Origin of the sequence: Oceanibacterium hippocampi, assembly GCF_900172325.1 — a bacterium.
GTDB classification, from domain to species: Bacteria; Pseudomonadota; Alphaproteobacteria; order Sneathiellales; family Sneathiellaceae; genus Oceanibacterium; species Oceanibacterium hippocampi.
Genome location: NZ_FWFR01000001.1, coordinates 2,176,323 through 2,201,271, shown reverse-complemented (window position 1 = coordinate 2,201,271; position 24,949 = coordinate 2,176,323). Strand labels below are relative to the sequence as shown.

25 protein-coding genes are annotated in these 24,949 nt (G+C 68.1%); 14 read left to right on the top strand and 11 right to left on the bottom strand.

All coding sequences use genetic code 11. The features are described from left to right. Positions 1-32: 32 nt before the first annotated feature. From leuA to OCH7691_RS10450, 7 genes are all read right to left on the bottom strand, one after another. Positions 33-1,703 carry a 2-isopropylmalate synthase gene (leuA, locus tag OCH7691_RS10480; RefSeq protein WP_085883313.1) on the bottom strand — a complete coding sequence of 557 codons (1,671 nt, stop codon included), beginning with the start codon at positions 1,701-1,703 and terminating at the stop codon, positions 33-35. A 434-nt stretch (positions 1,704-2,137) separates the two neighbouring features. Then, on the bottom strand, positions 2,138-2,587 hold the full coding sequence (locus OCH7691_RS10475) for a DUF2147 domain-containing protein (RefSeq protein WP_085883312.1): 450 nt from the start codon (positions 2,585-2,587) through the stop codon (positions 2,138-2,140). Between the two features lie 38 nt (positions 2,588-2,625). Next, positions 2,626-3,405 carry an SDR family oxidoreductase gene (locus tag OCH7691_RS10470; RefSeq protein WP_085883311.1) on the bottom strand — a complete coding sequence of 260 codons (780 nt, stop codon included), beginning with the start codon at positions 3,403-3,405 and terminating at the stop codon, positions 2,626-2,628. A 29-nt stretch (positions 3,406-3,434) separates the two neighbouring features. Further along, on the bottom strand, positions 3,435-4,121 hold the full coding sequence (locus OCH7691_RS10465) for an HdaA/DnaA family protein (protein WP_085883310.1): 687 nt from the start codon (positions 4,119-4,121) through the stop codon (positions 3,435-3,437). After that, on the bottom strand, positions 4,118-5,260 hold the full coding sequence (locus OCH7691_RS10460; protein ID WP_085883309.1) for an AI-2E family transporter: 1,143 nt from the start codon (positions 5,258-5,260) through the stop codon (positions 4,118-4,120). Before OCH7691_RS10460 ends, OCH7691_RS10465 begins: the two co-directional genes overlap by 4 nt. A 9-nt stretch (positions 5,261-5,269) precedes the next feature. After that, positions 5,270-5,800 (bottom strand): CDP-alcohol phosphatidyltransferase family protein, encoded by a 531-nt coding sequence (locus OCH7691_RS10455; RefSeq protein ID WP_085883308.1) that lies wholly within the window; start codon positions 5,798-5,800, stop codon positions 5,270-5,272. Between the two features lie 36 nt (positions 5,801-5,836). Continuing rightward, positions 5,837-6,961: a DUF2066 domain-containing protein gene (locus tag OCH7691_RS10450; RefSeq protein ID WP_085883307.1), complete on the bottom strand. Its 1,125-nt coding sequence runs from the start codon at positions 6,959-6,961 to the stop codon at positions 5,837-5,839. Between the two features lie 86 nt (positions 6,962-7,047). Here OCH7691_RS10450 and purM point away from each other — a divergent pair, with 86 nt between their 5' ends. Genes purM through OCH7691_RS10435 form a run of 3 tightly spaced genes read left to right on the top strand, consistent with a single transcriptional unit; the run spans position 7,048 to position 9,806 of the window. Continuing rightward, complete coding sequence (gene purM, locus OCH7691_RS10445) at positions 7,048-8,130, top strand: phosphoribosylformylglycinamidine cyclo-ligase (RefSeq protein WP_085883306.1); 1,083 nt, start codon at positions 7,048-7,050, stop codon at positions 8,128-8,130. A gap of 19 nt (positions 8,131-8,149) precedes the next feature. Further along, on the top strand, positions 8,150-8,791 hold the full coding sequence (gene purN, locus OCH7691_RS10440) for a phosphoribosylglycinamide formyltransferase (RefSeq protein WP_217807895.1): 642 nt from the start codon (positions 8,150-8,152) through the stop codon (positions 8,789-8,791). Positions 8,792-8,816: 25 nt separating this feature from the next. Further along, positions 8,817-9,806 (top strand): glycosyltransferase family 2 protein, encoded by a 990-nt coding sequence (locus OCH7691_RS10435; protein WP_085883304.1) that lies wholly within the window; start codon positions 8,817-8,819, stop codon positions 9,804-9,806. On the opposite strand, the gene ndk is transcribed toward OCH7691_RS10435, so the two are convergent. After that, positions 9,773-10,195, bottom strand: coding sequence for a nucleoside-diphosphate kinase (ndk, locus tag OCH7691_RS10430; protein ID WP_085883303.1), 423 nt, complete (start codon positions 10,193-10,195; stop codon positions 9,773-9,775). The two genes, OCH7691_RS10435 and ndk, sit on opposite strands and share 34 nt — an antisense overlap. Positions 10,196-10,341: 146 nt before the next feature. Here ndk and OCH7691_RS10425 point away from each other — a divergent pair, with 146 nt between their 5' ends. The 5 genes from OCH7691_RS10425 to OCH7691_RS10405 all read left to right on the top strand — a co-directional run bounded on the left by OCH7691_RS10425 (position 10,342) and on the right by OCH7691_RS10405 (position 14,603). Beyond that, the gene (locus OCH7691_RS10425) at positions 10,342-12,267 is read left to right on the top strand and encodes an ABC-F family ATP-binding cassette domain-containing protein (RefSeq protein ID WP_085883302.1); all 1,926 of its coding nucleotides are present in this window, start codon (positions 10,342-10,344) and stop codon (positions 12,265-12,267) included. Further along, positions 12,267-12,632 carry a hypothetical protein gene (locus OCH7691_RS10420; protein ID WP_085883301.1) on the top strand — a complete coding sequence of 122 codons (366 nt, stop codon included), beginning with the start codon at positions 12,267-12,269 and terminating at the stop codon, positions 12,630-12,632. The genes OCH7691_RS10425 and OCH7691_RS10420 overlap by 1 nt, the downstream gene beginning before the upstream one ends. 115 nt (positions 12,633-12,747) lie before the next feature. Next, on the top strand, positions 12,748-13,446 hold the full coding sequence (locus OCH7691_RS10415) for an RNA polymerase sigma factor (RefSeq protein ID WP_085883300.1): 699 nt from the start codon (positions 12,748-12,750) through the stop codon (positions 13,444-13,446). A 133-nt stretch (positions 13,447-13,579) separates the two neighbouring features. Continuing rightward, positions 13,580-14,170: a ferritin-like domain-containing protein gene (locus tag OCH7691_RS10410; protein WP_085883299.1), complete on the top strand. Its 591-nt coding sequence runs from the start codon at positions 13,580-13,582 to the stop codon at positions 14,168-14,170. 7 nt (positions 14,171-14,177) lie between these two features. Next, positions 14,178-14,603: a c-type cytochrome gene (locus OCH7691_RS10405; RefSeq protein ID WP_139839615.1), complete on the top strand. Its 426-nt coding sequence runs from the start codon at positions 14,178-14,180 to the stop codon at positions 14,601-14,603. A gap of 4 nt (positions 14,604-14,607) precedes the next feature. On the opposite strand, the gene OCH7691_RS10400 is transcribed toward OCH7691_RS10405, so the two are convergent. Together OCH7691_RS10400 and OCH7691_RS10395 are read right to left on the bottom strand one after the other, a co-directional pair. Continuing rightward, complete coding sequence (locus tag OCH7691_RS10400; protein WP_085883298.1) at positions 14,608-15,054, bottom strand: DNA polymerase III subunit chi; 447 nt, start codon at positions 15,052-15,054, stop codon at positions 14,608-14,610. 17 nt (positions 15,055-15,071) lie between these two features. Beyond that, the gene (locus OCH7691_RS10395) at positions 15,072-16,571 is read right to left on the bottom strand and encodes a leucyl aminopeptidase (RefSeq protein ID WP_085883297.1); all 1,500 of its coding nucleotides are present in this window, start codon (positions 16,569-16,571) and stop codon (positions 15,072-15,074) included. 176 nt (positions 16,572-16,747) lie between these two features. Here OCH7691_RS10395 and OCH7691_RS10390 point away from each other — a divergent pair, with 176 nt between their 5' ends. The 6 genes from OCH7691_RS10390 (at position 16,748) to rsmA (ending at position 24,330) form a co-directional block, all read left to right on the top strand. Continuing rightward, complete coding sequence (locus OCH7691_RS10390; protein WP_085883296.1) at positions 16,748-17,869, top strand: LptF/LptG family permease; 1,122 nt, start codon at positions 16,748-16,750, stop codon at positions 17,867-17,869. After that, positions 17,866-18,960, top strand: coding sequence for an LPS export ABC transporter permease LptG (gene lptG, locus OCH7691_RS10385; RefSeq protein WP_085883295.1), 1,095 nt, complete (start codon positions 17,866-17,868; stop codon positions 18,958-18,960). Before OCH7691_RS10390 ends, lptG begins: the two co-directional genes overlap by 4 nt. 3 nt (positions 18,961-18,963) lie before the next feature. Next, positions 18,964-21,114, top strand: a complete 2,151-nt coding sequence (locus tag OCH7691_RS10380; RefSeq protein ID WP_085883294.1) for an LPS-assembly protein LptD — start codon at positions 18,964-18,966, stop codon at positions 21,112-21,114. A 63-nt stretch (positions 21,115-21,177) separates the two neighbouring features. Beyond that, the gene (locus OCH7691_RS10375) at positions 21,178-22,461 is read left to right on the top strand and encodes a peptidylprolyl isomerase (protein WP_085883293.1); all 1,284 of its coding nucleotides are present in this window, start codon (positions 21,178-21,180) and stop codon (positions 22,459-22,461) included. A gap of 5 nt (positions 22,462-22,466) precedes the next feature. Next, positions 22,467-23,492, top strand: coding sequence for a 4-hydroxythreonine-4-phosphate dehydrogenase PdxA (gene pdxA, locus OCH7691_RS10370; protein ID WP_085883292.1), 1,026 nt, complete (start codon positions 22,467-22,469; stop codon positions 23,490-23,492). Further along, entirely contained in the window at positions 23,485-24,330 is an 846-nt protein-coding gene (rsmA, locus tag OCH7691_RS10365; protein WP_085883291.1) for a 16S rRNA (adenine(1518)-N(6)/adenine(1519)-N(6))-dimethyltransferase RsmA, read from the top strand. The genes pdxA and rsmA overlap by 8 nt, the downstream gene beginning before the upstream one ends. Here rsmA and gmk read toward each other — a convergent pair. Continuing rightward, the gene (gene gmk / locus OCH7691_RS10360) at positions 24,324-24,929 is read right to left on the bottom strand and encodes a guanylate kinase (RefSeq protein ID WP_085883600.1); all 606 of its coding nucleotides are present in this window, start codon (positions 24,927-24,929) and stop codon (positions 24,324-24,326) included. The two genes, rsmA and gmk, sit on opposite strands and share 7 nt — an antisense overlap. Between the last annotated feature and the right edge of the window lie 20 nt (positions 24,930-24,949).

Genomic DNA, 24,949 nt, shown 5'->3' with positions numbered 1-24,949 from the left:
CTCACAGTCCGGGATGGTCGGACCCTAGACTATTACTGTTGCGAACGGTTGACAGCACTCAACAACGCCTTCAGCGACGCCGAGACGATATTCTGGTGGCGCCCGACGCCGTAGAGCGAGCTGCCGTCGGGGAGCGCCGCCTCGACATAGGCGACCGCCATCGCATCGGCGCCGGAGCCGATCGCGTGCTCGGAATAGTCGCGGACCGAGAGCTGCGCGCCGCATTCGGCGGACAGCGCGTCGAGGAAGGCGTCGATCGGACCGTTGCCAGCGCCATGGATCGTCCGCTCCTTGCCGTCCTCGCGGATCACCGCGGTGATCTTGCGGCGCTCGGCGGCATGGCTTTCCGGCACGGTCCGGTACTCGACCAGCTGGTAGCGCCCGTTGCCGTCGAGATACTCGCTCTCGAAGCGGGTCCAGATCTCGTCCGGGCTGACCTCGGCCTCGGTCTCGTCGGTGATCTTCTGGATGAGGTTGCTGAACTCGACCTGCAATCGCCGGGGCAGCTGAAACCCGTAATCCTCTTCCATGACATAGGCGACGCCGCCCTTGCCGGACTGGCTGTTGATGCGGATCACGGCCTCGTAGTTGCGGCCCACGTCGGCCGGATCGATCGGCAGATAGGGCACTTCCCAGAGTTCGCTGTTGGATTGCTTGAGCGCCGCGAAGCCCTTCTTGATCGCGTCCTGGTGCGAGCCCGAGAAGGCCGTGTAGACGAGTTCGCCGGCATAGGGATGGCGCGGATGCACCGGCAGGCGGTTGCAATGCTCGACCGTGTTCTTGATGCGGTCGATCTCGGCGAAATTCAGGTTCGGCGCGACGCCCTGGGTATACATGTTGAGCGCCAGCGTCACGACGTCGACATTGCCGGTGCGCTCGCCGTTGCCGAACAGGGTTCCCTCGATCCGGTCGGCGCCGGCCATCACGCCGAGCTCGGCGGCGGCGACGCCGGTCCCGCGGTCGTTATGGGGATGCAGCGAGAGGATGATCGAATCCCGCTTCTTCAGGTTGCGATGCATCCACTCGATCTGATCGGCATAGATGTTGGCCGTCGCCATCTCGACGGTCGCCGGCAGGTTGATGATCAACGGCCAGTCCGGCGTCGGCTCGAAAATGTCTGTGACCGCGCCGCAGATGTCGCGGGCATATTCGAGCTCGGTGCCGGTGAAGCTTTCCGGCGAATATTCGAACATGACCTCGGTCTCGTTCTGGGCGTCGGCCAGTTCGCGACACAGCTTGGCGCCGTCGACGGCGATCTGGGTGATGCCCGCCTGGTCGAGGCCGAACACGACCCGGCGCTGCAGGGTGGAGGTCGAGTTGTAGATATGGACGATCGCCCGGCGGGCGCCCCTGATCGCCTCGAAGGTGCGGCGGATCAGCGGCTCGCGGGCCTGGGTCAGAACCTGGATCGTGACGTCGTCCGGAATGAGCTTCTCGTCGATCAGCGCACGGACGAAATCGAAATCGGTCTGCGAGGCGCTCGGGAAGCCGACCTCGATCTCCTTGAAGCCGATATCCACCAGGGTCTCGAACATCCGCCGCTTGCGGCCGTCGCCCATCGGTTCGACCAGCGCCTGGTTGCCGTCGCGCAGGTCGACGCTGCACCAGATCGGCGCCTTGTCGATGGTCTTGCCGGGCCATTGTCGGTCGGCCAGGCGGATCTGTTCGAACGGCTTGTACTTGTTGCCGGGGGTGAAGGTCATCTCGGGTCTCCGTGTCTTTCGGGCCGCTCGGCGCCGGGCGCCTGGGCCATCATTCGAATGCGGTTGCGTCAAGCCTCGTCGTAACGGGTCGTCCTGCGCTGCTCACGCGGGCCGACCCCGAATAAGTCGAAGCGACACGGACTCCGGCGCGCACGGACGGGCCGGCACGAGCGACGGGCCGCCGGGACCCGGGAGAGAATAATACCGTGGGAAGTTTCGTGACCGGTTCATACCGAGAAATCCTGTCGCCAATGGACGCGCGAATACCGTTTCCCGACGTCGTTCAGGACGCCGGGCCAGTAAGTCGAAGCGCGCGCAGGGCGACAGGGGTGCGGCTGGTCATGGCGCGCACGATACCGCCCGCGATTCGGCGGGTCAAGCGGCGCGCGCCTTCAAGACCGCCCCCCGTTCGGGCCGGCCCCGGCGGTAACGTCCTATTCGACCCGGGTCCAGGTCTGTGTCTTGCAGAACACGAAGACGCAGCCCTTCACTTCCAGGGTGTCCTCGTCGACCAGCTTCAGCTCCGAGGAATAGGTCTTGCCGTCCTCGGGATTGTAGATCTTGCCGCCTTCCCAGGCCCCGTCACCGGCGGATGCGAAGCCTTCCAGCAGGCGCAGGCCGATGATCGGCCGGCTGTGCATCGATTCGTCCTCGTTCCGCTTGTCGACCTTCGGATTGCCGGCGGCGTCATTGGGCTCCTTCAGCCAGATGATCCCGCCGCACATCTTGTCGCCGCAAGGCTCGATCTCGACGTGACTTTTCTCTTCCTCGGTCGCCCAGACGCCGGCGACGTCCGCCGCCGCGGCCACGGTGGAGAGCGCAGCGAGCGCGGCAAGGCCGGTCGAGAATGCAAGGATAGCGCGAAAACCGTGACGACCTGTCATCTAGCGTCTCCCTTTCCTGTTCGCGCCGCGTCGGGCGCTCAGAACGTACCCGGATAGCTGCCGCCGTCGATCAGCATGTTCTGCCCGGTGATATAGCCCGCGTGCGCGCTGCACAGGTACGCGCAGGCGGCGCCGAATTCCGCCGGCCGGCCAAAGCGCCCGGCCGGGTTGGCTTTGGCGGCCTGTTCCCTGACCGCCTCCTCGGTCTGTCCGGTCGAGCGCGCGCGGGCGGCGAAATTGCCCTTCAGCCGGTCGGTGTCGAACAATCCCGGCAGCAGGCCGTTGATGGTCACGTTGTGGGCGACCGTGGTCCGCGCGACGCCGGCGACGAACCCGGTTAGCCCGGAGCGCGCGCCGTTGGACAGGCCGAGAATGTCGATCGGCGCCTTCACCGCGCTGGACGTGATGTTGACGATGCGCCCGAAACGGCGGGCGATCATCGGATCGACTGTGGCCCGGATCAGTTCGATCGCCGTCAGCATGTTGGCGTTGAGCGCCTTGTTCCAGTCGTCGAGCGTCCAGTCGCGGAAATTGCCGGGCGGCGGGCCGCCGGCGTTGTTGACAAGGATATCGGGGGATCCGGCGGCGGCAAGCGCCGCGCGACGCCCTTCCGGCGTGGTGATGTCGCCGGCGACCGCGGTGACCGAGACGCCGGTGGCGCGGCGGATCTCGTCCGCGGCCTCGTTCAGGACATCGGCATTGCGGGCGGTGATGGTGACCGCCACGCCTTCGGCGGCGAGCGCCATCGCGCAGGCCTTGCCAAGCCCCCTGCTGGCCGCACAAACGAGCGCGCTGCGCCCTGAAATACCCATGTCCACGCTACTCTCTCCCCCAGATAATCACATGATCAGGCGTCGGTCAGACGTCGGCCGGATCGTTTCCCCTCATTCTCCCAACCGAGCACGCGACGCGCGAACGGCACCGTCACCGGGCGCTTCTCGACCAGCGCGGCGGCGTCGAGCGATCCTACAATATGGCCGACAGCCGAAAAAGTGCGCTCCATCCGGGCGACCAGATAGCTGATCAAGTCGACGTGGACATCGATCTGCCGGTCCGCGAACTGCTTGACCAGCAGCGCGGCCAGCAATTCGTCGTCCGGCCCGTCGAGACGGACCGACCCGGCCGCCTGCAGGCGCGAGCGCAGGTCCGGCAGGATCACCGGCCACGCCGCCAGCGGCGCCCGCGCGGTCAGCAGCAGGGAGCCGTCCTGTTCGGCCAACCGGTTGAAGGCATGGAACAGCGCCTCCTCGTCGAGCCCGCGATCGGCGTCCTCGATGACAAGGCAGCGGGCATCGACGGCCGCGGAATAGCGTTCCGCGGCGACGATCGGCGCCCCGCTCCGCTCGGCCCAGACCCGCACCAGATGGCTTTTCCCCGACCCCGCCGGCCCGACCAGCAGCAGCGCCCGCATCGGCCAGTCCGGCCAGCGGTCAAGCCAGCCGACGGCGGCCTCGTTGCAGCGCGCGACGAGGAAATCCTCGAATCCGAAGGCCGGCCGGTGCGGCAGGGCAAGGGCGAGCTGCCGGTTCGTCATGGCGCATCCTTGGCGGGCGGCGGCGGGGTATGCTCGGGCGGCGGCGGCGGGGTGGCCAGCGCGGCGCCATCGGCATCCTCGGCGGTGCCGTGATAGAACGGACTGGCGAGATACTGCCCGAGGCTGAACCGGGCGAGCACGCCGGCGACCGCCGTTGTCGGCACCGCGATCAGCATGCCGACGAAGCCGAACAGCGATCCCCCGGCGAACAGCCCGAACATCACCCAGACCGGGTGCAGACCGACGCTGCCGCCGACCAGCCGCGGGGTCAGCACGTTGCCTTCCAGCACCTGGCCGACCACGAAGATCACGCCGACGATGGCGATCATCGGATAATCCGGCCAGAACTGCAGCAGCGCCACGCCCACCGAGGCGACGAAGCCGACGATCGCTCCGACGAAGGGGATGAAGGAGATCAGTCCCGTGACAAGGCCGATCACGAGCCCGAAATCGAGCCCGACGGCGAGCAGCGCCATGCCGTAATAGAGTGCCAGGATGATGCAGACCGTGGCCTGGCCGCGCACGAAGCCGGCCAGCACCCGGTCGGTCTCGCGCGCCAGGCGGCGGATCGTCCCGGCCTGCCGGCGCGGCAGCCAGCCGTCGATGCGGGCGACGATCTCGTCCCAGTCGCGCAGCAGGTAGAAGGTCACGACCGGCGTCACGATCAGCAGCGAGACCAGGTTGACGACCGCGAGCCCGCCCCCGACCAGCTTCGCCGCAATCGCCCCGACCGACTGCACGAGGCTGCTCGCCTGGGCTCCGATCGCCTGTTTCAGGCTCTCCGCGTCGCCATGGAAGAACATGTCGACCACCCGCTCGATCAGCGGCATGCTCGCCTCCAGCAGCTTCCGGACATATTCCGGCAGCCGCTCCGCGAGGCCAGCGGTCTGTTCGATGATCAGCGGGACCACGACGACGAAGCCGGCGAGCGTGACGATCACGAACAGCAGCGTGATCACTGTGGTTGCCAGGGTGCGCGAGAGCCCCGCCGCCTCCAGCCGGTCGGCGACCGGGTCGAGGAAATACGAGACCGCCATGCCGAGCACGAAGGGCAGCAGGATGTCGGCGAGAAAATAGAGGAACAGGCCGGCGACGAGAATCGCGATCAGCCAGAACCGGGCATGTTGTCGAAGCGTCATCGCCTTCCCTCAGCGTTCCTGCAGGCTGATCCAGTATCGAAGATAGCCGGCCCCCGACAGCACCGTCGTCGCGGCGACGAGTCCGACAAGGATATCAAAGGCGGTGGCGTAAAGATCGGCATATTCCATATGCGCCAGCGCCAGCGCGGCCAGCAGTATCTGCAGAAGCGTGTTGAGTTTCGAGATGAAGGACGGCAGCACCCGCATCGACATGCCGAGAAAGATCGAGAACAGCGCGCCGCCGACGATCAGCAGATCGCGGCTGACCACCAGGATGACCAGCCAGGTCGGCAGCCCGCCCTTGAGCCCGAGCGTGACATAGACGCTGGTGAGCAGCAGCTTGTCGGCGACCGGGTCGAGGAAGCGCCCGAGATCGGTGACCAGGTTGAAGCGCTTGGCGATGATTCCGTCGACCGCGTCGGAGAGTCCCGCCAGAAGGAACACGGCAAGCGCCGCCAGGGTCCGGTCGGCCAGCATGAGCCAGACGATCAGCGGCACCGAGAACAGTCGGGCGAGCGTGATGCAGTTCGGCAGGTTCAAGACCGGCGTCCTTCGCGGGTGGCGGCGAGTCGGATGCTAGCGGGTAGACGAGGCCACGCGGAGCGTCCAGTAGCCGCCTTCCTCGGCCAGAGAGAGGTCGAGCTGGGCGAGCGCCACGGCAAGCTGTTCGGGCGACCCGAGATAATGCAGCACGACCTGGGCGTCGGTCACGGTGAGCGCCGCGAGATCGATGCGGCGAACCGCCGCCGCGCGCTCCAGCCGGTCGCGCACGGTGAGCCAGCCGGACAGGTCGGTGAGCGGCACCAGCGCGCTCAGCACTCCCTCCTCGCCGAAGCGAAGCAGGTTGTCGGCCTTCCACGCATCCTCGAGCGATTCGACGCTCAGCCGCGCGCCCTGCGCCAGGATCTCGGCGGTCGTGCCGGAAAGCGCGAAATTTTCCACCCGGCTCTGCGGACCGCCGGCGCCGTACCGATAGAGCGCCAGGGCGAGCTGACCGCCGTTCACCGTGCCGTTCCCGTCGACCGTGGTGTCGACGATCGCCGCCTCGGCGACCAGCAGCTCGGCGACGTTGTAGCGGGCCACCATGCGATCGATCGCCTCCTGGTTCCCGGCCAGCGCCGCATCGGCGGAGATGGTCGCGATGTCGTCGATGTCGCCGAGCGGCAGGATCACCGGGATGACCGAGTCCGGGCGCTCGATCGCCGCCCAGGCGTTGAACCATTCGCTGCCGGAATCCCATAGTACCGGGCCGCCGGCGGTCCGGTAGACCGGCAGGACCAGCATCGGCTTGCTCAGGGTCTCGCTGAACGGGATGCCCGCGTTCCGCAGCAGCGAGCGGATCTCGTTCGGCTTGAAGCTCACCGAGAGGCTCGCGAGATAGCGGGTCGGCGAGGTCTTCTCGTTGTCGATCCCGATGCTCTTCACCACGGTGGTGAGATCGGTGTCGGAAAGCGATGGCAGCCGCCCGTGATCGGCCTTGAGCGTCAGCCGGCGGAGCAGCAGCCCCAGGGCCTCGCGCTGGCCGTCGCGCAGCGCCTGCACCCGCGCCTCCGCGGCGCTCGCCGCCGAGCGGTCGACGGCGATCCCCTCGACGCTGAAGATGTCGCGCGCCAGGGCATCGCCCGCCGCCAGGCAGGCCAGCAGGCTCACGACCGCCACCATGGCGTGATCGCGGGCTATGCGACGAATGGTCAGCAACATTGAAAACCGTCCGAAAAGAAGTATGTTCGGCGCGCCCCGACCGGGGCTCTTACCAGTTCGCGAAAATCGGTGGGCAAGCCTATCCCATGAGCAGGGAAAGCAGCAACAAAGGCGTCACTTACAAGGACGCCGGCGTCGATATCGAGGCCGGCGACGCGCTCGTCCGCGCCATCGTTCCCGCGGCCGCCTCGACGCGCCGTCCGGGCGCCGACGCGGCGCTTGGCGGTTTCGGCGCCCTCTTCGACCTCAAGGCGGCCGGCTTCCGGGACCCGCTGCTGGTCGCCGCGACCGACGGGGTCGGCACGAAGCTGAAGCTCGCCGGCCAGGCGGGTCGCCATGCCGGGGTCGGAATCGATCTCGTCGCGATGTGCGTCAACGACCTCGTCGTGCAGGGCGCGGAGCCGCTCTTCTTCCTCGACTATTACGCCAGCGGCCGGCTCGAGATCGATGTCGCCCGGCGCGTCGTCGAGGGCATCGCCGAGGGCTGCCGGATCGCCGGTTGCGCCCTGATCGGCGGCGAGACGGCGGAAATGCCCGGCATGTACGGCGGCGGCGACTACGATCTCGCCGGCTTCGCTGTCGGCGCGGTCGAGCGCCAGGCGCTGCTCACCGGGGCCGAGGCGGCGGCCGGCGACGTGCTGCTCGGCCTCGCTGCATCTGGCGTCCATTCGAACGGCTTCTCGCTGGTCCGCCGGATTCTCGACAATGGCAGCTTCGATCTCGCCGGTCCCGCCCCCTTCGAGGATCCGCGCAGCCTTGGCGAGGCGCTGCTGGAGCCGACCCGCATCTATGTCCGCCCGGCCCTGGCGGCGATCGCCGAAGGCGGCGTCCGGGCGCTCGCGCATATCACCGGTGGCGGGCTGACGGAAAACCTGCCACGTGTCCTGCCCGACGGCGTGAATGCCCGGATCGACCTGGAAAGCTGGCGCGCGCCGCCGGTCTTCGGCTGGCTGGCCAAGCAGGGCGGCATCGAGACGGCGGAAATGCTGCGCACCTTCAATTGCGGAATCGGCATGATCGCGGTCGTCGCGGCCGAGCGTGCCGAGGCCCTGACCGCCTGTTTCCGCGATGCCGCTGTGCCGACGGTCGCCATCGGCCGGCTCGAAGCCGCCGACGGCGGAGCCGAACGCGTCCGCTATGACGGAAACAGGACGGCATGGGACCGATGAACGAACGGACCCGGGGCTCGTGAAGGTCGGGATCCTGATCTCCGGCCGCGGCAGCAACATGGAGGCGCTGATCCGCGCCACCGCCCTGCCCGACCATCCGGCGAAGATCGTGCTGGTGGTCGCCAACCGCGCCGACGCGGGCGGCCTCGCCACGGCCGCTGCCGCCGGCATCGCGACGGCCGTCATCGACCACCGCGACCATGCGGACAGGGCGGCCTTCGAAGCGGCGATGGACGGCGCGCTCCGCGCCGCCGGCGTCGAACTGGTCTGCCTCGCCGGCTTCATGCGCATCCTCGGCAACGATTTCGTCAACTCCTGGCGCGACCGGCTGGTCAACATCCATCCCTCGCTGCTGCCCGCCTTCAAGGGCTTGCATGTGCATGAACGGGCCCTCGATGCCGGCGTCCGGATCAGCGGCTGCACGGTCCATTACGTGCGCCCGGAAATGGATTCCGGCCCGATCATCGCCCAGGCCGCCGTGCCGGTCGCCGACAACGACACGCCGGACAGCCTGGCCGCCCGCATCCTTGCCGAGGAACACCGGATCTACCCGGCCGCGCTCCGCTGGATCGCCGAGGGCCGGGTCAGCATCTACGGCGAACGCGTGCGGATCCGCGACAGCGGCTGCGGCGACAACCGCCTGCTCTCGCCGGAGCCATGACCGGCAGCGGACAGCGGCAAGACCCATGACGGCCGGCGGCCCGACTGTCAGCTTCGTCGTCACCGTCTACAACAAGGCGCGCTACCTGCCGCGCGTCCTCGCCGCCCTCGCCGACCAAGAGGGCGAATTCGCCCGCGAGTACGTGATCGTCGACGACGGCTCGACCGACGGCTCGGCGGCCCTGGTCCGCGAAGCGACGCGGGACTGGCCGAACCTCATCCTCATCGAGCAGGCCAATGCCGGGCCGGCCTTCGCGACCAATGCGGGGCTCGCCCGGGCGACCGGCGACTATGTCAAGCTGGTCGACGGCGACGACGTCCTGAGGCCCGATGCCACCCTGAAGCTGCTCGACGCGATCCGGCGGGGCGGCGCCGGCGTCGCCTTCGGCCGCCATGGCCGCTACGACCCGGACGCCTCCGCGACACCGAGTTCGGGGCAAAGCGCCAACCCGCCGGAAACCGCCCCGGAGATCTGGCCCGATCCGCTGCCACGGGTCATCCGCGCGGTCGACTGGACGCCGAGCGACATGCTGGCGCGGCGCGAGCTGCTCTTCGCCGCCGGCGGCTGCGACGAGCGCGTCTTCGTGCAGGATTATTCGCTGTTCCTGAGGCTCGCGGGGCTTGGTCCCTTCGCGCAGATCGACGACCTGGTCGCCGATTGCCCGCTGGCGGGCGACGGCGGCGGCGACCGGATGTCGAACCGGGCGGCCCAGGAAACCCATGATCTGAATGCCGCCCTCGGCGGCTATCTGGCCGACCGGGCGGATCTTGCCCCGGCCCTGTGCCGCCTAGCGGCGCGGCGCGCGACCGGGCGGGCCCGCCGCTTCGTGCGGCAGAACGGCCAGGGCAGCCGCCTGACGCTGATCGGCCCCTGGCTCAGGGCCCGGCTGCCGCTGCCACTCGACCGCGTTGCCGCGCAGGCGCTGATCGAGCGGTCCTGCGCGGCGATCCGGGCGGTCGGGCCGGTCCGGTTACCCGGGTCTCAGCCGACGATGTCGGCGCCAGCGAAGAAATAGGCGATCTCGACCGCGGCATTCTCGGCGGAATCGGACCCGTGTGCCGAATTCGCCTCGATGCTCTCGGCGAATTCCTTGCGGATGGTGCCCGGCGCGGCGTCGGCCGGATTGGTCGCACCCATGACTTCGCGGTTCTTCGCCACCGCGTTCTCGCCCTCGAGAACCTGGACGACGACCGGACCGGAGGTCATGAAGTCGCACAGGCTGCCGAAGAACGGGCGTTCCTTGTGCACCGCGTAGAAGGTCTCGGCCTGGGTCCGCGTCATCTGGATCCGGCGCTGGGCGACGATACGCAGCCCCGCCCCTTCCAGCAGCGCGTTGATCTTGCCGGTCAGGTTGCGACGAGTCGCGTCGGGCTTGATGATCGAGAGCGTGCGTTCCACAGCCATCTGGGCAGTCCACCTTGTTTGGAAAAATCATGAAGCATGAAGTCGCGCGCCTTATAGCCAAAGCCGGCCCGGCCAGCAACCGGCGAACGCGTGCGGTGCGGCAAGTTCTTCTTTGCCGGCCGGTGCCGTGATATGAGGCGGGCACCATGCTTCATATTCAGAACCTCAGCTACCGCATCGGCGAGCGTCTCCTGCTCGAGAACGCCGATGTCCATGTCCATGCCAACCGCAAGGTCGGCCTGATCGGGCCGAACGGCGCCGGCAAGTCGACCCTGTTGCGCCTGATCCGCAACGAGATCGCGCCGGAAACCGGCAGCATCGCGATGCGGCCACGGGCGCGCCTCGGCCACCTGGCGCAGGAGGCACCGGGCGGACAGCGATCGCTGATCGACACGGTTCTCGACGCCGACACCGAGCGCAGCGCCCTGCTCGCCGAGGCGGAGCATGCGAGCGACCCGCACCGGATCGCCGAGATCCACATCCGGCTGGGCGACATCCAGGCCCATACCGCGCCGGCCCGGGCGTCGCGCATCCTCGCCGGACTGGGCTTCGACGACGAGGCGCAGAAACAACCGTGCGACGCCTATTCCGGCGGCTGGCGGATGCGTGTCGCGCTCGCCGCGGCGCTGTTCGGCGAACCGGACCTGCTGCTCCTCGACGAGCCGTCGAACTATCTCGATCTCGAGGCGACGATCTGGCTGGAGAGTTTCCTGCGAGCCTATCCGCACACGCTGCTGATCGTCAGCCACGACCGGGCGCTGCTGAACAACGTCGTCGACGAGATCATCCACCTGGAGGATCGTCGTCTGGTCCGCTATCGCGGCAACTACGATACCTTCGAGCGGACCCGGCGCGAACATCTGATCCACCAGGCGGCCCTGCGCAGCCGGCAGGAGGCCGAGCGCCGGCATATCGAATCCTTCGTCGAGCGATTCCGGGCCAAGGCAAGCAAGGCGCGCCAGGCGCAGAGCCGGCTGAAGATGCTGGAGCGCATGCAGCCGGTCGCCTCGGTGATCGAGTCTCGCACGCCGAGCTTCCATTTCCCGGATCCGCAGGCCCTGTCGTCGCCCCTGATCACGCTGGAGAATGTCAGCATCGGCTACACCCCCGGCAAGCCGGTGCTCTCGCGCCTCGACCTGCGCCTCGACATGGAGGACCGGATCGCCCTGCTCGGCGCCAACGGCAACGGAAAGTCGACCTTCGCCAAGTTCCTGGTCGGCCGGCTCAAGGCGGAATCCGGCACCTTCGAGAAATCCTCCAAGCTCCGGGTCGGCTATTTCGCCCAGCACCAGGTCGACGAACTGGTGCATGGCGAGAGCGCCTTCGAGCATCTGCGCCGGCTCATGCCGCTGCAGACGGAAGCCAAGGTGCGGGCCGCGCTCGGTCGCTTCGGCTTCGCCCAGGGCAAGGCCGACACCAAGGTCGGCAACCTGTCCGGCGGCGAGAAGGCGCGCCTGCTGTTCTGCCTGGCAACCCGCGACGCGCCGCACCTGCTGATCCTCGACGAGCCGACCAACCATCTCGACGTGGACTCCCGGGAAGCCCTGGTCAGTGCGCTCAACGAATTCCAGGGCGCGGTCCTGCTGATCAGCCATGACCCGCACCTGGTCGGCCTCGTCGCCGACGAGCTCTGGCGGGTCGAGAACGGCCGCATCGAACCCTACGACAGCACCCTCGACGATTACCGGACCGAGGTCCTGAGCCGGCGCGGACGGAGCGGCGGCGATGCCGGCAGCGCGCCCAGGAACGGAACCAAGAGCCAGGGCCTGAGCGGCCGCGAGCGGCGCCAGCTCGCCGCCCAGCAGCGGGCCGCCATCGCCCATCACCGCAAGGCCGCCAAGGAGGCGGAGGCGGAAATGGCCCGCCTCGTGCGCGAACGCGAGAAGCTGGAGGCCAAGCTCGCCGATCCCTCGCTTTACGGCGACGATCACAGCAAGGTGGCCAGCCTGAACGTGAAACTGGCGGCCCTCCGCGATCGCCACGGGGCGGCCGAGGAACGCTGGCTCACGGCAATGGAAGCGGTCGAGGCGGCGACCGGGGTGAAGGAAGGCGAGACCGAGGACGCCGACTGATGGGCGATCAGGCGCTCGAAGCCCGGCTCCGCCATTACCTCGAGGGGCTGGCGGCAACCCGCCGCACCGTGACCTATGGCGAGGCGGCCATGGCCCTGGCGCTCGCCCCGCCGCACACCATCCACCGGGTCGCGACGGCGCTCGAGATCATGATGGCCGAGGACGCCGCCGCCGGTCGGCCACTCCTCGCCGCGCTCGTCACCAGCAAGGTGCGCGGCGACATGCCGGCCCCGGGATTCTTCGCCAAGGCGAAGAAACTCGGCCTGCATGACGGCAGCGACCACGGGGCGACGGCGGAAATCTTCGTCCGCATGGAGCGCGAGCGGCTTTGGGCCGCCGCCGGCAGCGGTACGAGCGCAGGCTGAGCCGCGCCTCTCTGGATTTCGCCCGGCAACGCGATAAATCTTCCCTAGAGATGTAACCTTTTACGCCGCGCCCCGTCTAACGGTGAAGAAGGCATCTTCACATCAGGAGCCGGCGATGATCCAGATACAAGGCAATGCCGCGCTGGCGGTCGATTCGGACCGGGTCCAGGCAGACCGTATCGGCCGCGGCGACGTCGACGCGTTCGAGCGCGTCATGCGCGACAACAATTCACGGCTGTTCCGCGTCGTCCGGGCGATGGTACCCGACGACAGCGAGGCCGAGGACATCGTCCAGGAGACCTATGTGCGTGCCTACCAGCACATCATGGATTTCCGCGGCGAGGCCAGCCTGTCGTCCTGGCTGGTCCGGATCGCCATCAACGAGACCCATGACCGTCGGCGCCGTTCCCGGCCGACCGTCGAACTGGACGAGATCAGCAACGTGCGGCCGATGGACATCCTGCGCGGCGACTCGACCTGCGGTGCCGGACAGGCCAGTCCGGAGGCGGCGGTCGCCCGGGCGCAGATCCGCCGTTGCCTCGAACGCGCCATCGGCAACCTGCCGGCCGGCATGCGGGATGTCTTCGCGCTCCGCGCGCTCGAGGAATATTCGGTGCAAGAGGTCGCCGAGCTGCTCGGGATCCGTCCGGAAGCGGTCAAGACCCGCTACCACCGGGCCAAGGCGCTGCTTCAGAGCGCGATCGATGAAGAGATCCATCAGTCGCTGAAGGAAGCCTTCCCGTTCGGCGGACGGACCTGCGACCGGGTCGTCGCGGCCACCCTCGCCCGTCTCGGCCTGGCGGACGACCGCTAGCGCCACGCCAGACCTTTCGACCAGCAACGCCATTCCGTCGGGCATCGCCCGGCGGCAACCACCGCCTGCGCCCTCGCGCCGGGCATCCCCTCTGTTCGTTACCACCCTGTCTGCAACCCCAGGAGAGACCAACATGTCCGAAAGCCAGATCATCGTCCCGGCATCCGCCGAGATCCCGACCCTCCGTCGCCGCAGCTTCCTGACCGGCCTCGGCGGCCTGACCCTGTCCGCCGCCGCGGTCGCCATGCTGGCCGGCAAGGAGAGCCTCGCCGCCGGCACCAGCGGCAACGCGGAAGCCGACGTCAACATCCTGGCCGGTGCGCTCGCGGCCGAGCAGGAAGCGATCGCCGCCTACCAGCTCGGCGCCGAGAGCGGCCTGCTGCAGAAGCCGGTCCTCGACCTCGCGGTGACCTTCCAGGGTCATCACAAGGAACATGCCGACGTGCTCGCGAGCACCATCTCGAAGCTCGGCGGCAAGCCGGCCAAGGCCAAGTCGTCCTACGACTTCCCGGTCGAGAAGCTGAAGTCCCAGCGCGACGTGCTGGAATTCGCCGCCGGCCTGGAGAAGGGCGCGGTCAGTGCCTACCTCGGCGCCGTCCCGCTGTTCGACAATCGCGATCTCGCCACCGCCGCCGCCAGCATCCTCGGCGACGAGGCCATGCATTGGGCCGTGCTGCGGCAGGCTCTCGGGCTTGCCCCGGTTCCGAGCGCCTTCGTCTCCTGACGATCCGATGCGTGACCGCGTGATCGCGCGCAGGCCCCCGTCCCGTCTTCGGGGCGGGGGTCTCCGTCAGGCCGGCGCGGCCGCCGTCCTTGCCCTGCTTCTCACCGGCGCCGGCAGCGCCTCCGCCGGGGCCGAGCCCGACGGCGAGAAAATCTACCAGCGCTGTTTCGCCTGCCATTCGGTCGAGCGCAACCGGACCGGACCGCGCCATTGCGGGCTGAACGGCCGGGCCGCCGGCAGCGTCGAGGGATACAACTATTCGAAGGCGATGCGGAATTCGCACATCGTCTGGAACAAGGAGACGCTCGACGCGTTCCTCGCCAATCCGCGTGCCGCCGTTCCCGGCACGATCATGGCCTATGCCGGGGTCAAGAAGGAGTCCGAACGGGCCGCCCTGGTCGACTGGCTGCTGGCCCTGCCGCCCTGCGAATAGGGCCTCAGGTCTTCTTCTCCCAGCCGCGTTCGCCCTGCTGCCAATAGGTCACGGCGATCCCGGCCTCGCGGAAGCCGCGCCACCGCGCGCGCGCTTCCGCGACCCCTTCTTCCGACTTGCCGTCGAATAGGTAGAGACAGCGCTCGAACGCACCCGCATCGTCCGTTTCGGCGCCGTCGACCACGACCAGCAGGTTCGCCGCGTTCGGGTTTCCGCCGCTGTCGCAAAGCAGGATCGGCTGTTCCGCCGCCCGTGCCTGCCCGGCCCGGCCATGCGCCAGGAAACTCTCGCGGCTATAGGTCCAGAGCACCCCGTCGAGATGGGCGACACGCTCGGCCGAAGCGGCCCGGACAAGGATCCGGAAGTCGCGCTCCCGAGCCTTCTCCAGCAGTTTCGGCAAAGCCGTCTCGAGCGGGTCGCGGACCAGATGGTAGAACGAGACTTCGGCCATCGCCGTCCGCGCGCCGCTCAGGCTTCGTAATTGTCTTGGACGAAGCGGTCGAGCAGGCGCACGCCGAAGCCGGTACCGCCCTTCGGCACGGTCGGCTTGTCCTTCTTCGACCAGGCGACCCCGGCGATGTCGAGATGCGCCCACGGCACGTCGTTGACGAAACGGCGCAGGAATTCCGCCGCGACGATCGAACCGGCGCCGCGTCCGTTGGCCGAGATATTGCCCATGTCGGCAATCGGCGATTCCAGCGTCTTGTCATAGGGCTCGCCGACCGGCAGCCGCCAGAGCCCCTCGTCCTCGGCCTTGCCGGCGGCCAGCAGACGGTCGGCAAGCGTGTCGTCGTTCGAGAACAGGCCCGCCTTCTCGGCGCCGAGCGTGATGATGATCGCCCCGGTGAGCGTCGCCAGGTCGATCATCAGCTCCGGCTTGAAACGGTCCTGCGTGTACCAGAGCGCATCCGCCAGCACGAGCCGGCCCTCGGCGTCGGTATTCAGGATCTCGATGGTCTGGCCCGACATCGAGGTCACGACGTCGCCCGGCCGCTGCGCGTTGCCGTCGGGCATGTTCTCGACCAGGCCGACGACGCCGACCGCGTCGATCTTCGCCTTGCGCCCGGCCAGCGCCTTCATCAGGCCGGTCACCGTGCCGGCGCCGCCCATGTCCCATTTCATCTCTTCCATGCCCGGCGCGGGCTTCAGCGAGATGCCGCCGGTATCGAAGCAGACGCCCTTGCCGACGAAGGCGAGCGGCGCGGCATTCTTGCGATGGGAGCCCTTCCACTGCATGACCACGAGACGGCTTTCGCGGGCCGAACCCTGGCCGACACCGAGCAGCGCATGCATCCCGAGCGAGCGCATCGCCGCCTCGTCCAGCACCTCGACATCGACGCCGAGCGAGCGCAGTTCCTCGCATTGGGCGGCGAAGCTTTCCGGATAGAGCTTGTTGGCCGGCTCGCTGACCAGGTCACGGGTCAGCTTCACGCCGTCGGCGATCATCTCGAGGGCGCCGAAGCGGCGCCGGGCCGAGGCCGAACTCTTCGAGGCCACGGTGACCCGGGTCAGCGTCGGCTTCTTGTCGTCGCTCTCGCGCGTCCGGTAGCGATCGAAGCGGTAGGCACCGAGCACCGCGCCATAGGCGATCCGGGCCGCGCCCTCGCCCGGCTTGACGTCCGGGTTGTCGAGATCGTCGAGCAGCACGGTGACACCGGTCTCGCCGGCGGCATTGGCGCGCCGGACCAGTTCGCCGCCGACCGCCTCGAGGGTCAGTTCGTCGAGCTTGCCCTCGTCGCCGAGGCCGAACAGGAACACCGTGCGGACATCGAGGCCACTGGGCGCGAAGATCTCGAGCCACTGGCGCCGGGCGCCGGTGAAGCGGCTGGCGGCGATGGCGCGGCGGATCTGGCCGCCGCTGGCTTCATCGGCGCTCTCGGCGCTCGCGCTCAGCTTCGAGCCGGCGTAGACGCCGACGGCCAGCGAGCCCCGTTTCGGCATTGAAATCTCGGAAAACGCAATCTTCATCTTGTCCTCGTGTCATATTCGGCCGGGGAGGGAGCCCCTCCCGGCGCCGACGAGCCCGGCGGGTATCTTAGCCTCCCGTGGCACTTTGAAAAGCGGCGCGTTTCCGGCAGCCCGAAATCGACGATGCGGGCCAAGAAGCGTCTGGCGCCCCTGCGCTGGTTTCCTATACTCCGGCCATGCGTGGATTGTCGCTCTACATCATGCGGGAGATGCTGGCTCCGATCTCGTTCATCGCGCTCGCGCTGACCGGTGTCGCCTGGCTGACCCAGTCGCTGCGCTTCGTCGATGAAGTGGTGCGCGGCATGCCGGCGACAAGCTTCCTGAAGATCACCATGCTGCTGCTGCCCTCGGTCCTCGGCATGACCCTGGTCCTCGCGCTGTTCTTCGGCACGATCTACGCCTTCCATCGGCTTTACGCCGAATCCGAGCTGCTGGTGATGTGGGCCTGCGGCTGGAGCACCGGCGGTCTCGGCCGGCCGGCCCTCACCCTCGCCGCGCTGTTCTGCCTCGTGCTCTACGGGCTGGGCCTCTGGCTGTCGCCCTGGGGCCTGCGCAGCGTCAAGGACTTGCAGCACGAGTTCCAGGGATCGTTCCTCTCGGTCGCCCTGCAGGAGGGACGTTTCAACAGCGTCGGCGACGGCCTGACGGTCTATGTCCGCGAGCGGCTGGCCAACGGCGAACTGGCCGGACTGCTGGTGCATGACCAGTCCGACCCCGAGTCGCCGGTGACCTTCATGGCCGAGCGCGGCGCCCTGGTCGACACGAAAGACGGGCCGCGCCTGCTGCTGGTCAAGGGCAACCGGCAGGTCTTCGGCAGCGACGGGCGGACGCCGCAGTTCCTGTTCTTCGACCGCAATCTGGTCGACATCTCCGATCGCTCGGAGGAATCCGACGACCTGTGGTTCGGTGCCAAGGAGCGCTACCTGGGCGAGCTTTTCGCCGCTCCCGACGGCGACCGCGACCTGCGCAAGCAGGGCCGGCTGATCGCCGAGGGTCATCACCGGCTCGCCTTCCCGCTCTACGCCCTGACGCTCACCCTGATCGCCATGACCGGCGTTCTGTCCGGCGAATACGACCGCCGCCGCCGGGCCTGGCGGCTGATCGTCACCGGGGCCTGCGGGGTCGGGGTGCTGCTCGCCGCGATGGGCTTCACCTACCTGGCCGCGAGCGACGCCCGGGCGATTCCGCTCATTTACGCCAACGTCGCCATTCCCGCCCTCGTCGCCGCCTGGCTGATGCGGCGGAACTACCTGCGCCGCCATGCGTCGGCGGACCTCGCCGCCGGCCTCGCCCGATGATGCTGCGCGGCAAGCTCGCGCTCTATCTCGGGCGGCAGTTCCTGCAGAGCGTCGCGATCGTGCTGTTCGTCCTGGTCGCCCTGACGGCGATCATCCAGATCCTCGAATTCCTGCGCCGCACCGCCGACAAGGTCGACGTGACGTTCGGCGTCATTCTGCAACTCACCTTCCTCGACCTGCCGACCAAGACGCTGGAACTGCTGCCCTTCGTGATGCTGTTCGGCGCCATGCTCGCCTTCTACCGCCTGAACCGGTCCAGCGAACTGGTGGTGGCGCGCGCCGCCGGCATCTCGGCCTGGCAGTTCCTGGCCCCAGCGCTCGCCGTCTCGCTGGTCTTCGGCATCGTCGTCGTCACCATCATCAATCCCCTCGCCGCGGCGATGGCGAGCCGATTCGAGCTGGTCGAGGGGCAGTATCTGCGCGGCCGGGCAAGCATGCTCAAGGTCACCTCCGACGGGCTCTGGATGCGCCAGGCCGACGGCGACGGCCAGATCGTCGTCCATGCCGACCGGGCCCGCCAGCAGGGTGTCGACCTCCGCGACGTGATCTTCTTCCGCTTCGTCGATCTCGATCGCTTCACCATGCGCATCGACGCCCAGCGCGCCGTCCTGCGCGATGGCTACTGGGAAATGCGCGACGCCTATGTCGCCCTGCCGAACCAGCCGATCGAGGTGTACAAGCGGTTCAAGCTGCCGACGACACTGACCTTCCTGCAGATCCAGGAGAGCTTCGCGCCGCCGGAGACGCTGTCGTTCTGGGAATTGCCGGCCTTCATCCAGACCCTGCAGGACAACGGCTTCGTCGCGACCCGCCAGCGGCTCTACCTGCATTCGCTGCTGGCGACGCCACTGCTGTTCGTCGCCATGGTCTTTCTTGCCGCCGCCTCGACACTTCGACTGGTCCGGCGCGGGGGCAATGCGCTATTCCTGCTGGGTGGCGTGCTGTCGGGCTTCCTGCTCTTCTTCATGTCGGACGTTGCCTCGGCCTTCGGTGTCACCGGAGACGTGCCGATCTATCTCGCCGCCTGGGCGCCCGGTCTGGTGGGCCTCATGGCGGGAACCTGGTTTGTGTTTCAACTCGAAGATGGCTGAGCCGTGCCGAGATCCGTAATTCGCGTCGCCATCGTCCTGATCCTGATCCACCTGCTCGGCGGCATCGGGGCCCATGCCCAGTCGCTCGATCAGGCCAACAGCGGCGAACCGGTGCTGCTGACCGCCGACGAGGTGATCTACGACAAGGACAACCGGATCACGACGGCGCGCGGCAATGTCGAGATCAGCCAGGGCGAGCGCGTGCTGCGGGCCCGGAAGGTGATCTATGACGAGCCCAACGACCGGGTGACGGCGGTTGGCGACGTGGTCCTGCTGGAGCCCTCCGGCGACGTCCTGTTCGCCGACTACGTGGAACTCACCGACCAGCTCAAGCAGGGCCTCGTGCGCGACCTGAAGGTCCTGCTGAAGGACGATTCCCGCTTCGCCGCTGCCGGTGGCCGGCGCTTCGGCGATGAAACAACGGTGATGAAGAAGGCCGTCTACAGCCCGTGCAAGGTCTGCAACGAGGAAGGCGCCCGACCGCCGCTCTGGCAGATTCGGGCCGTCACGGTGATCCACGACAAGCGGGAACAGGAGATCGAGTACAAGGACGCCTTCCTGGAGTTCTACGGCGTTCCGGTCTTCTATACGCCCTATTTCTCCCATCCCGACCCGACGGTGAAGCGCAAGAGCGGCTTCCTCGCGCCCTCCTACTCGTCGGACGAGAATCTCGGCTTCACCATCGACACGCCCTACTTCTGGGCCATCTCCGACGACAAGGACGCGACGATCACGCCGCTGTTCACCACTCAGGCCGGCGTCGCGCTGGCCCTCGAATACCGCCAGGCCTTCGAACGGGGCCGCTTCGAGATCGACGGCTCCGGAACCTACGTGGACGAGTTCGACAACGATGGCGTGAAGACCGGCGACAAGGAGTTCCGCGGCCATGTCCGGAGCTCCGGACGCTACCAGATCGGCAACGGCTGGCGCTCCGGCTTCGATGTCTTCCGCACCACCGACGACACCTACCTGCGCCGCTACAACATCTCGAACGAGAACACGCTGACCAGCAATGCCTTCGTGAACTACCAGAAGGGCCGGGAATATCTCGCGGTCGACACCTATGCCTTCCAGGGCCTGCAGGTCCGCGACGATGCCGGCACGACACCCTATGTGCTGCCGCTGGTCGATTACAGCTACACGACCGAGCCCGGCAAGTACGGCGGCCGCTTCCACCTGAACGGCGACATGCTGGTGCTGCAGCGGACCGGCGGGGCGGACAGCAACCGGGTCTCCGGCGATGTCATGTGGCAGTTGCCCCATATCGCGCCCGCCGGCGACGTCTACACGCTCACCGCGGCGCTCCGCGGCGACGCCTATTTCCTTTCCGACCAGACCGACATCGGGTCGCCCTCGGACACCGAGTTCCAGGCCCGCATGGTGCCGCTGCTGGCCGGCGAATGGCGCTATCCCTTCGTCCGCTCGACCGGCACCGTCCGCCAGGTCGTCGAGCCGATCGCGCAGGTCGTCTGGACACCGGACTCGGTCGGCAACAACGATGTCCCGAACGAGGACAGTCAGGCGGCCGAGCTCGACGACACCAACCTCTTCAGCCTCAACCGCTTTGCCGGCCGCGACCGGATCGAGGACGGCCTGCGCGTCAATTATGGCGTCAAGCTCGGCGCCTACGGCCAGAGCGGCGGCTACACCAATCTCACCTTCGGCCAGGTCTACCGGCTCGACGAGGGCACCTTCGGGCGCGGCAGCGGCATGCAGGACAGCTTCTCCGACTATGTCGCGCAGTTCAGCATCCAGCCGAACAACTATCTCTCCTTCACCGACCGCGTGCGCCTCGACAAGGACGACCTGTCGATCAACCGGCACGAGATCTATCTCCAGGCGGGCCCGCCGGGCTACCGGGTCGGGGTGAATTACGTGGCGCTCGACAGCCAGGAATCGACGATCCTGGGGAAGAGCGACGAGCAGGAGATCCAGGTCACGGCGACCGCCAAGATCACCGATTACTGGCGGCTCTTCGGACGCTATCGCTACGATATCGAGGGCGAGCAATCGATCAACCGTTCGCTCGGCCTGCAGTATCTTGACGAGTGCTTCGATCTCTCGCTCGTCTACGAGGAATCCTTTACCCGCGACCGCGATCTGGAGCCGGCGAAGAGCTTCAAACTCCAGATCCGCCTGCTTCCCTTCAACTGAATGCATTGACGGAACGCGATCATGCCCCTTTCAATGCGCAGCCACATCAACTAGGTCAGGGCGATGAGCCGCATATCGTTAAACAGGGCCGGTCTCGGCCGCCTCGCCTGTCTGTTGCTGCTGGCACTCAGCCTGCTGCCCGGGCGCGTCGCCGCCCAGGAGGTCCAGCGCATCGCCGCCGTCGTCAATGACGAGGTCGTCTCCGCCTACGATCTGGCGCAGCGCATGAAGGCGATCATGGTGCTGTCGGGCATTACCGACAGCAAGGAGAACCGCCAGCGGGTCCAGGGCCAGGCGTTGCGCGCGGTCATCGACGAGGTGATCCAGCTGCAGGAGGCGAAGCGGGTCAATGTCCGGGTCACCGACGCCGACATCGACTATGCGATCGGCCTGCTGGAGACCCGCAACCAGATACCCGAGGGTCGCTTCGAGGAATTCCTGCGCCGCCGCGGCGTGCCGCCGGAAACGATGATCCGCCAGATCACCGCCGAAATCGCCTGGAGCAAGCTCGTGCAGCGGCAGTTCTCGCGCAACAGCTCGGTCGACGAGGAGGAGATCGACAGCGTCCTGGAGAAACTCAAGGCCAATGCCGGCAAGACCGAATACCTGATCGCCGAGATCTTCCTCGATATCGATCCGACAGTGGGCGAGATGCAGGTCGCCGAGAATGCCCGGCGGCTGGTTTCCGACATCCGCCAGGGCGCAAGCTTCGAAGCCATCGCCGCGCAGTTCAGCCAGGGCCCAACGGCCGCCAACGGCGGACTCGTCGGCTGGACCCAGCCGGACCAGCTCGACCCCGACGCCGCGAACGCCCTCGCCGATCTCGGCCTCGGCCAGATCACCGACCCGATCCGGGTCCCGGGCGGCTTCCAGATCTACCGGCTGAACGATCGCCGCAAGATCCTCGCGGCCGACCCGATGGCGACCCAGTTCACGCTCAAGCAGCTTGTCGTCACGCTCGCCCAGGACGCCGCCGAGGCCGACGTCACGGCGGCCAGGACCGCCGCCGTGAAGGCCCGGGGGTCGATCACGAGCTGCGACGATGTCGCCCCGCTGGCCGCCGAGATCAAGTCCGACAGTTCCGGCGATCTCGGCACGGTCCGTCTCGGCGAGCTGCCGGAATCGCTGCGCGACGCGGTGCGCGACCTCCAGCCCGGCGAGACGAGCGAGCCGGTTCGCACGCCGCTCGGCCTGCATGTCCTGGTCGTCTGCGACCGCAAGGACCAGGAGGTCGACCTGCCGAGCCGCGACGATATCGCGAAATCGCTCCGCCAGCGCCGGATGGCCATGCTGTCGCGCGGCTACATGCGCGACCTGCGGCGCAACGCGACCATCGAGTTCCGCTGACCGCCATGCAGGACGGGGCGCGCCCGCTCGCCCTGACGATGGGCGAACCGGCCGGAATCGGGCCGGAAATCACCCTCAAGGCGTGGCAAGCGCGGCGTGAGCGGGCCTTGCCGCCGTTCGTCGCGCTTGCCGATCCCGATCAGCTCGGCCGTCTCGCGGCCGGGCTCGGCCTCGACATCCCCATCGCCGCCATCGGCGATCCGGCCGAGGCCGCCGCCCTCTTCGACGGCGCCCTCCCTGTCCTGGCCCTCGAACGACCGGTGGCCGCCCGCCCCGGCCGCCCTGACCCGGCCGACGCGGCACTGGTGCTCGAATCGATCCGTCGCGCCGTGGCGCTCGCCGAACGCAGCGCGGTTGCCGGAATCGTCACCAACCCGATCAACAAGGCGGCGCTTTACGCGGCCGGCTTCCGGCATCCGGGCCATACCGAGTATCTCGCCGAACTGACCGGCGGCGCCCGCCCGGTGATGATGCTGGCCTGCCCGGGTCTCCGGGTCGTGCCGGTGACCGTGCACATGGCGCTCATCGAGGCGGCCGCGGCGCTCAGCGCCGGGCTGATCGTCGAAACCGGCACGATCCTCGCCGACGCGCTGGTCCGGGATTTCGCGATTTCCCGGCCACGCATCGCGATTGCCGGGCTCAACCCCCATGCCGGCGAAGGCGGCGCGCTCGGTCGCGAGGAAATCGAGATCATCGCCCCGGCGATCGCCGCCCTTCGCAAACGCGGCGTCCGTATCGGCGATCCGGCGCCGGCCGATTCGCTGTTCCACCCGGCGGCCCGCGCACGCTACGACGCGGTGCTCTGCATGTATCACGACCAGGCGCTGATCCCGCTCAAGACCATCGATTTCGACAATGGTGTCAACATCACCCTCGGCCTGCCCGTCATCCGCACCTCGCCCGACCACGGCACCGCCTTCGATATCGCCGGCAGGGGCACGGCCTCGGCAGCCAGCCTGATCGCCGCCCTGCAGAGCGCCGCCGGGATCGCCCGCAACCGTGCCCGTCCCGGCCGGACCGACAATGGCTGAGGATGATTCGCCCGATCTGCCGCCGCTTCGCGACGTCATCGCCCGCCACCAGCTCGCCGCGCGGCGCAGCCTCGGCCAGAATTTCCTGCTCGATCTCAACCTGACCCGGCGGATCGCCCGCGGCGCCGGGACCCTCGCCGGGCGGACGGTGATCGAGGTCGGTCCGGGACCTGGCGGCCTGACCCGGGCGCTGCTGCTGGAAGGCGCCGCCGAGGTCGTGGCCATCGAGAAGGACGAGCGTTGCCTTGCCGCGCTCGGCGAACTGGCAGACGCCTTTCCCGGGCGCCTGCGGATCGTCCCCGGCGATGCCCTGGCGATCGCCGAACGGGATCTCGCGCCGCCGCCGCACACCATCGTCGCCAACCTGCCCTACAACATCTCGACCGTGCTGCTGCTGAAATGGCTTGGCCGGCCGGCCGACATCGCCATGCTGGTGCTGATGTTCCAGCGCGAGGTTGCCGATCGCCTCGTTGCGGCGCCGCGCTCCAAGAGCTACGGCCGGCTGTCGGTCTTCTGCCAGTGGCTCTGCACCGTCGAGAAGCTGTTCGATGTCTCGCCGCAGGCCTTCACACCGCCGCCCAAGGTGACCTCGACCGTGGTCCGGCTGACGCCGCGGCCGGCGCCGCTCTTCCCGGCGACGGCGGAAAGCCTGCAAATGGTCGTCGCGGCCGCCTTCGGCCAGCGCCGGAAGATGCTCCGTTCCAGCCTGAAGACGCTCGGCCTTGCCCCTGAACCGCTTCTCGAGGCGGCCGGGATCGCGCCGGAGAAGCGGGCGGAGGAAATCGACGTGGAAGGTTTCTGCGCGCTCGCGCGGGCCTATGACGCGGCCCGTCAATAACCTTCGCGGAGCGCCTTCACGAAGTCGAGCAGGCCGGGCTGACGCTCGCGCTTGAGGCGCTCGGCGGTCAGGATCGCCTTCACCTGGGCGAGGCAACGCCCGACATCCTCGTTCACCAGGACATAGTCGTACTCGGCCCAGTGACTGATCTCGTCGGCCGCCTTCGACATGCGCCGGGCGACCACATCGGCCGGGTCCTGGGCGCGCTGGGTGAGCCGTCGCTCCAGTTCCAGCGTCGACGGCGGCAGAATGAAGATCGAGACCAGGTCCTCGCGGGCCTGCTGCTTGAGCTGCTGGGTGCCCTGCCAGTCGATGTCGAACAACACGTCGCGGCCGTCGCTCAGGGCCTGTTCGACCGGCTCCCTCGGCGTGCCGTAGTAATGGTCGAAGACCTTGGCATGCTCCAGCAGCTCGCGCCGGTTGATCATCAGCCCGAATTCCTCCGGGTCGACGAAATAATAGTCGCGGCCATGCGCCTCGGCCGGGCGTGGCCGCCGGGTGGTCGCCGAGATCGACATGGTCAGCCCGTCGTCGTCGGCCAGCAACGCCCGCGAGATCGTCGTCTTGCCGGCGCCGGACGGCGACGACAGCACCAGCATCAGGCCGCGCCGCGCGATCG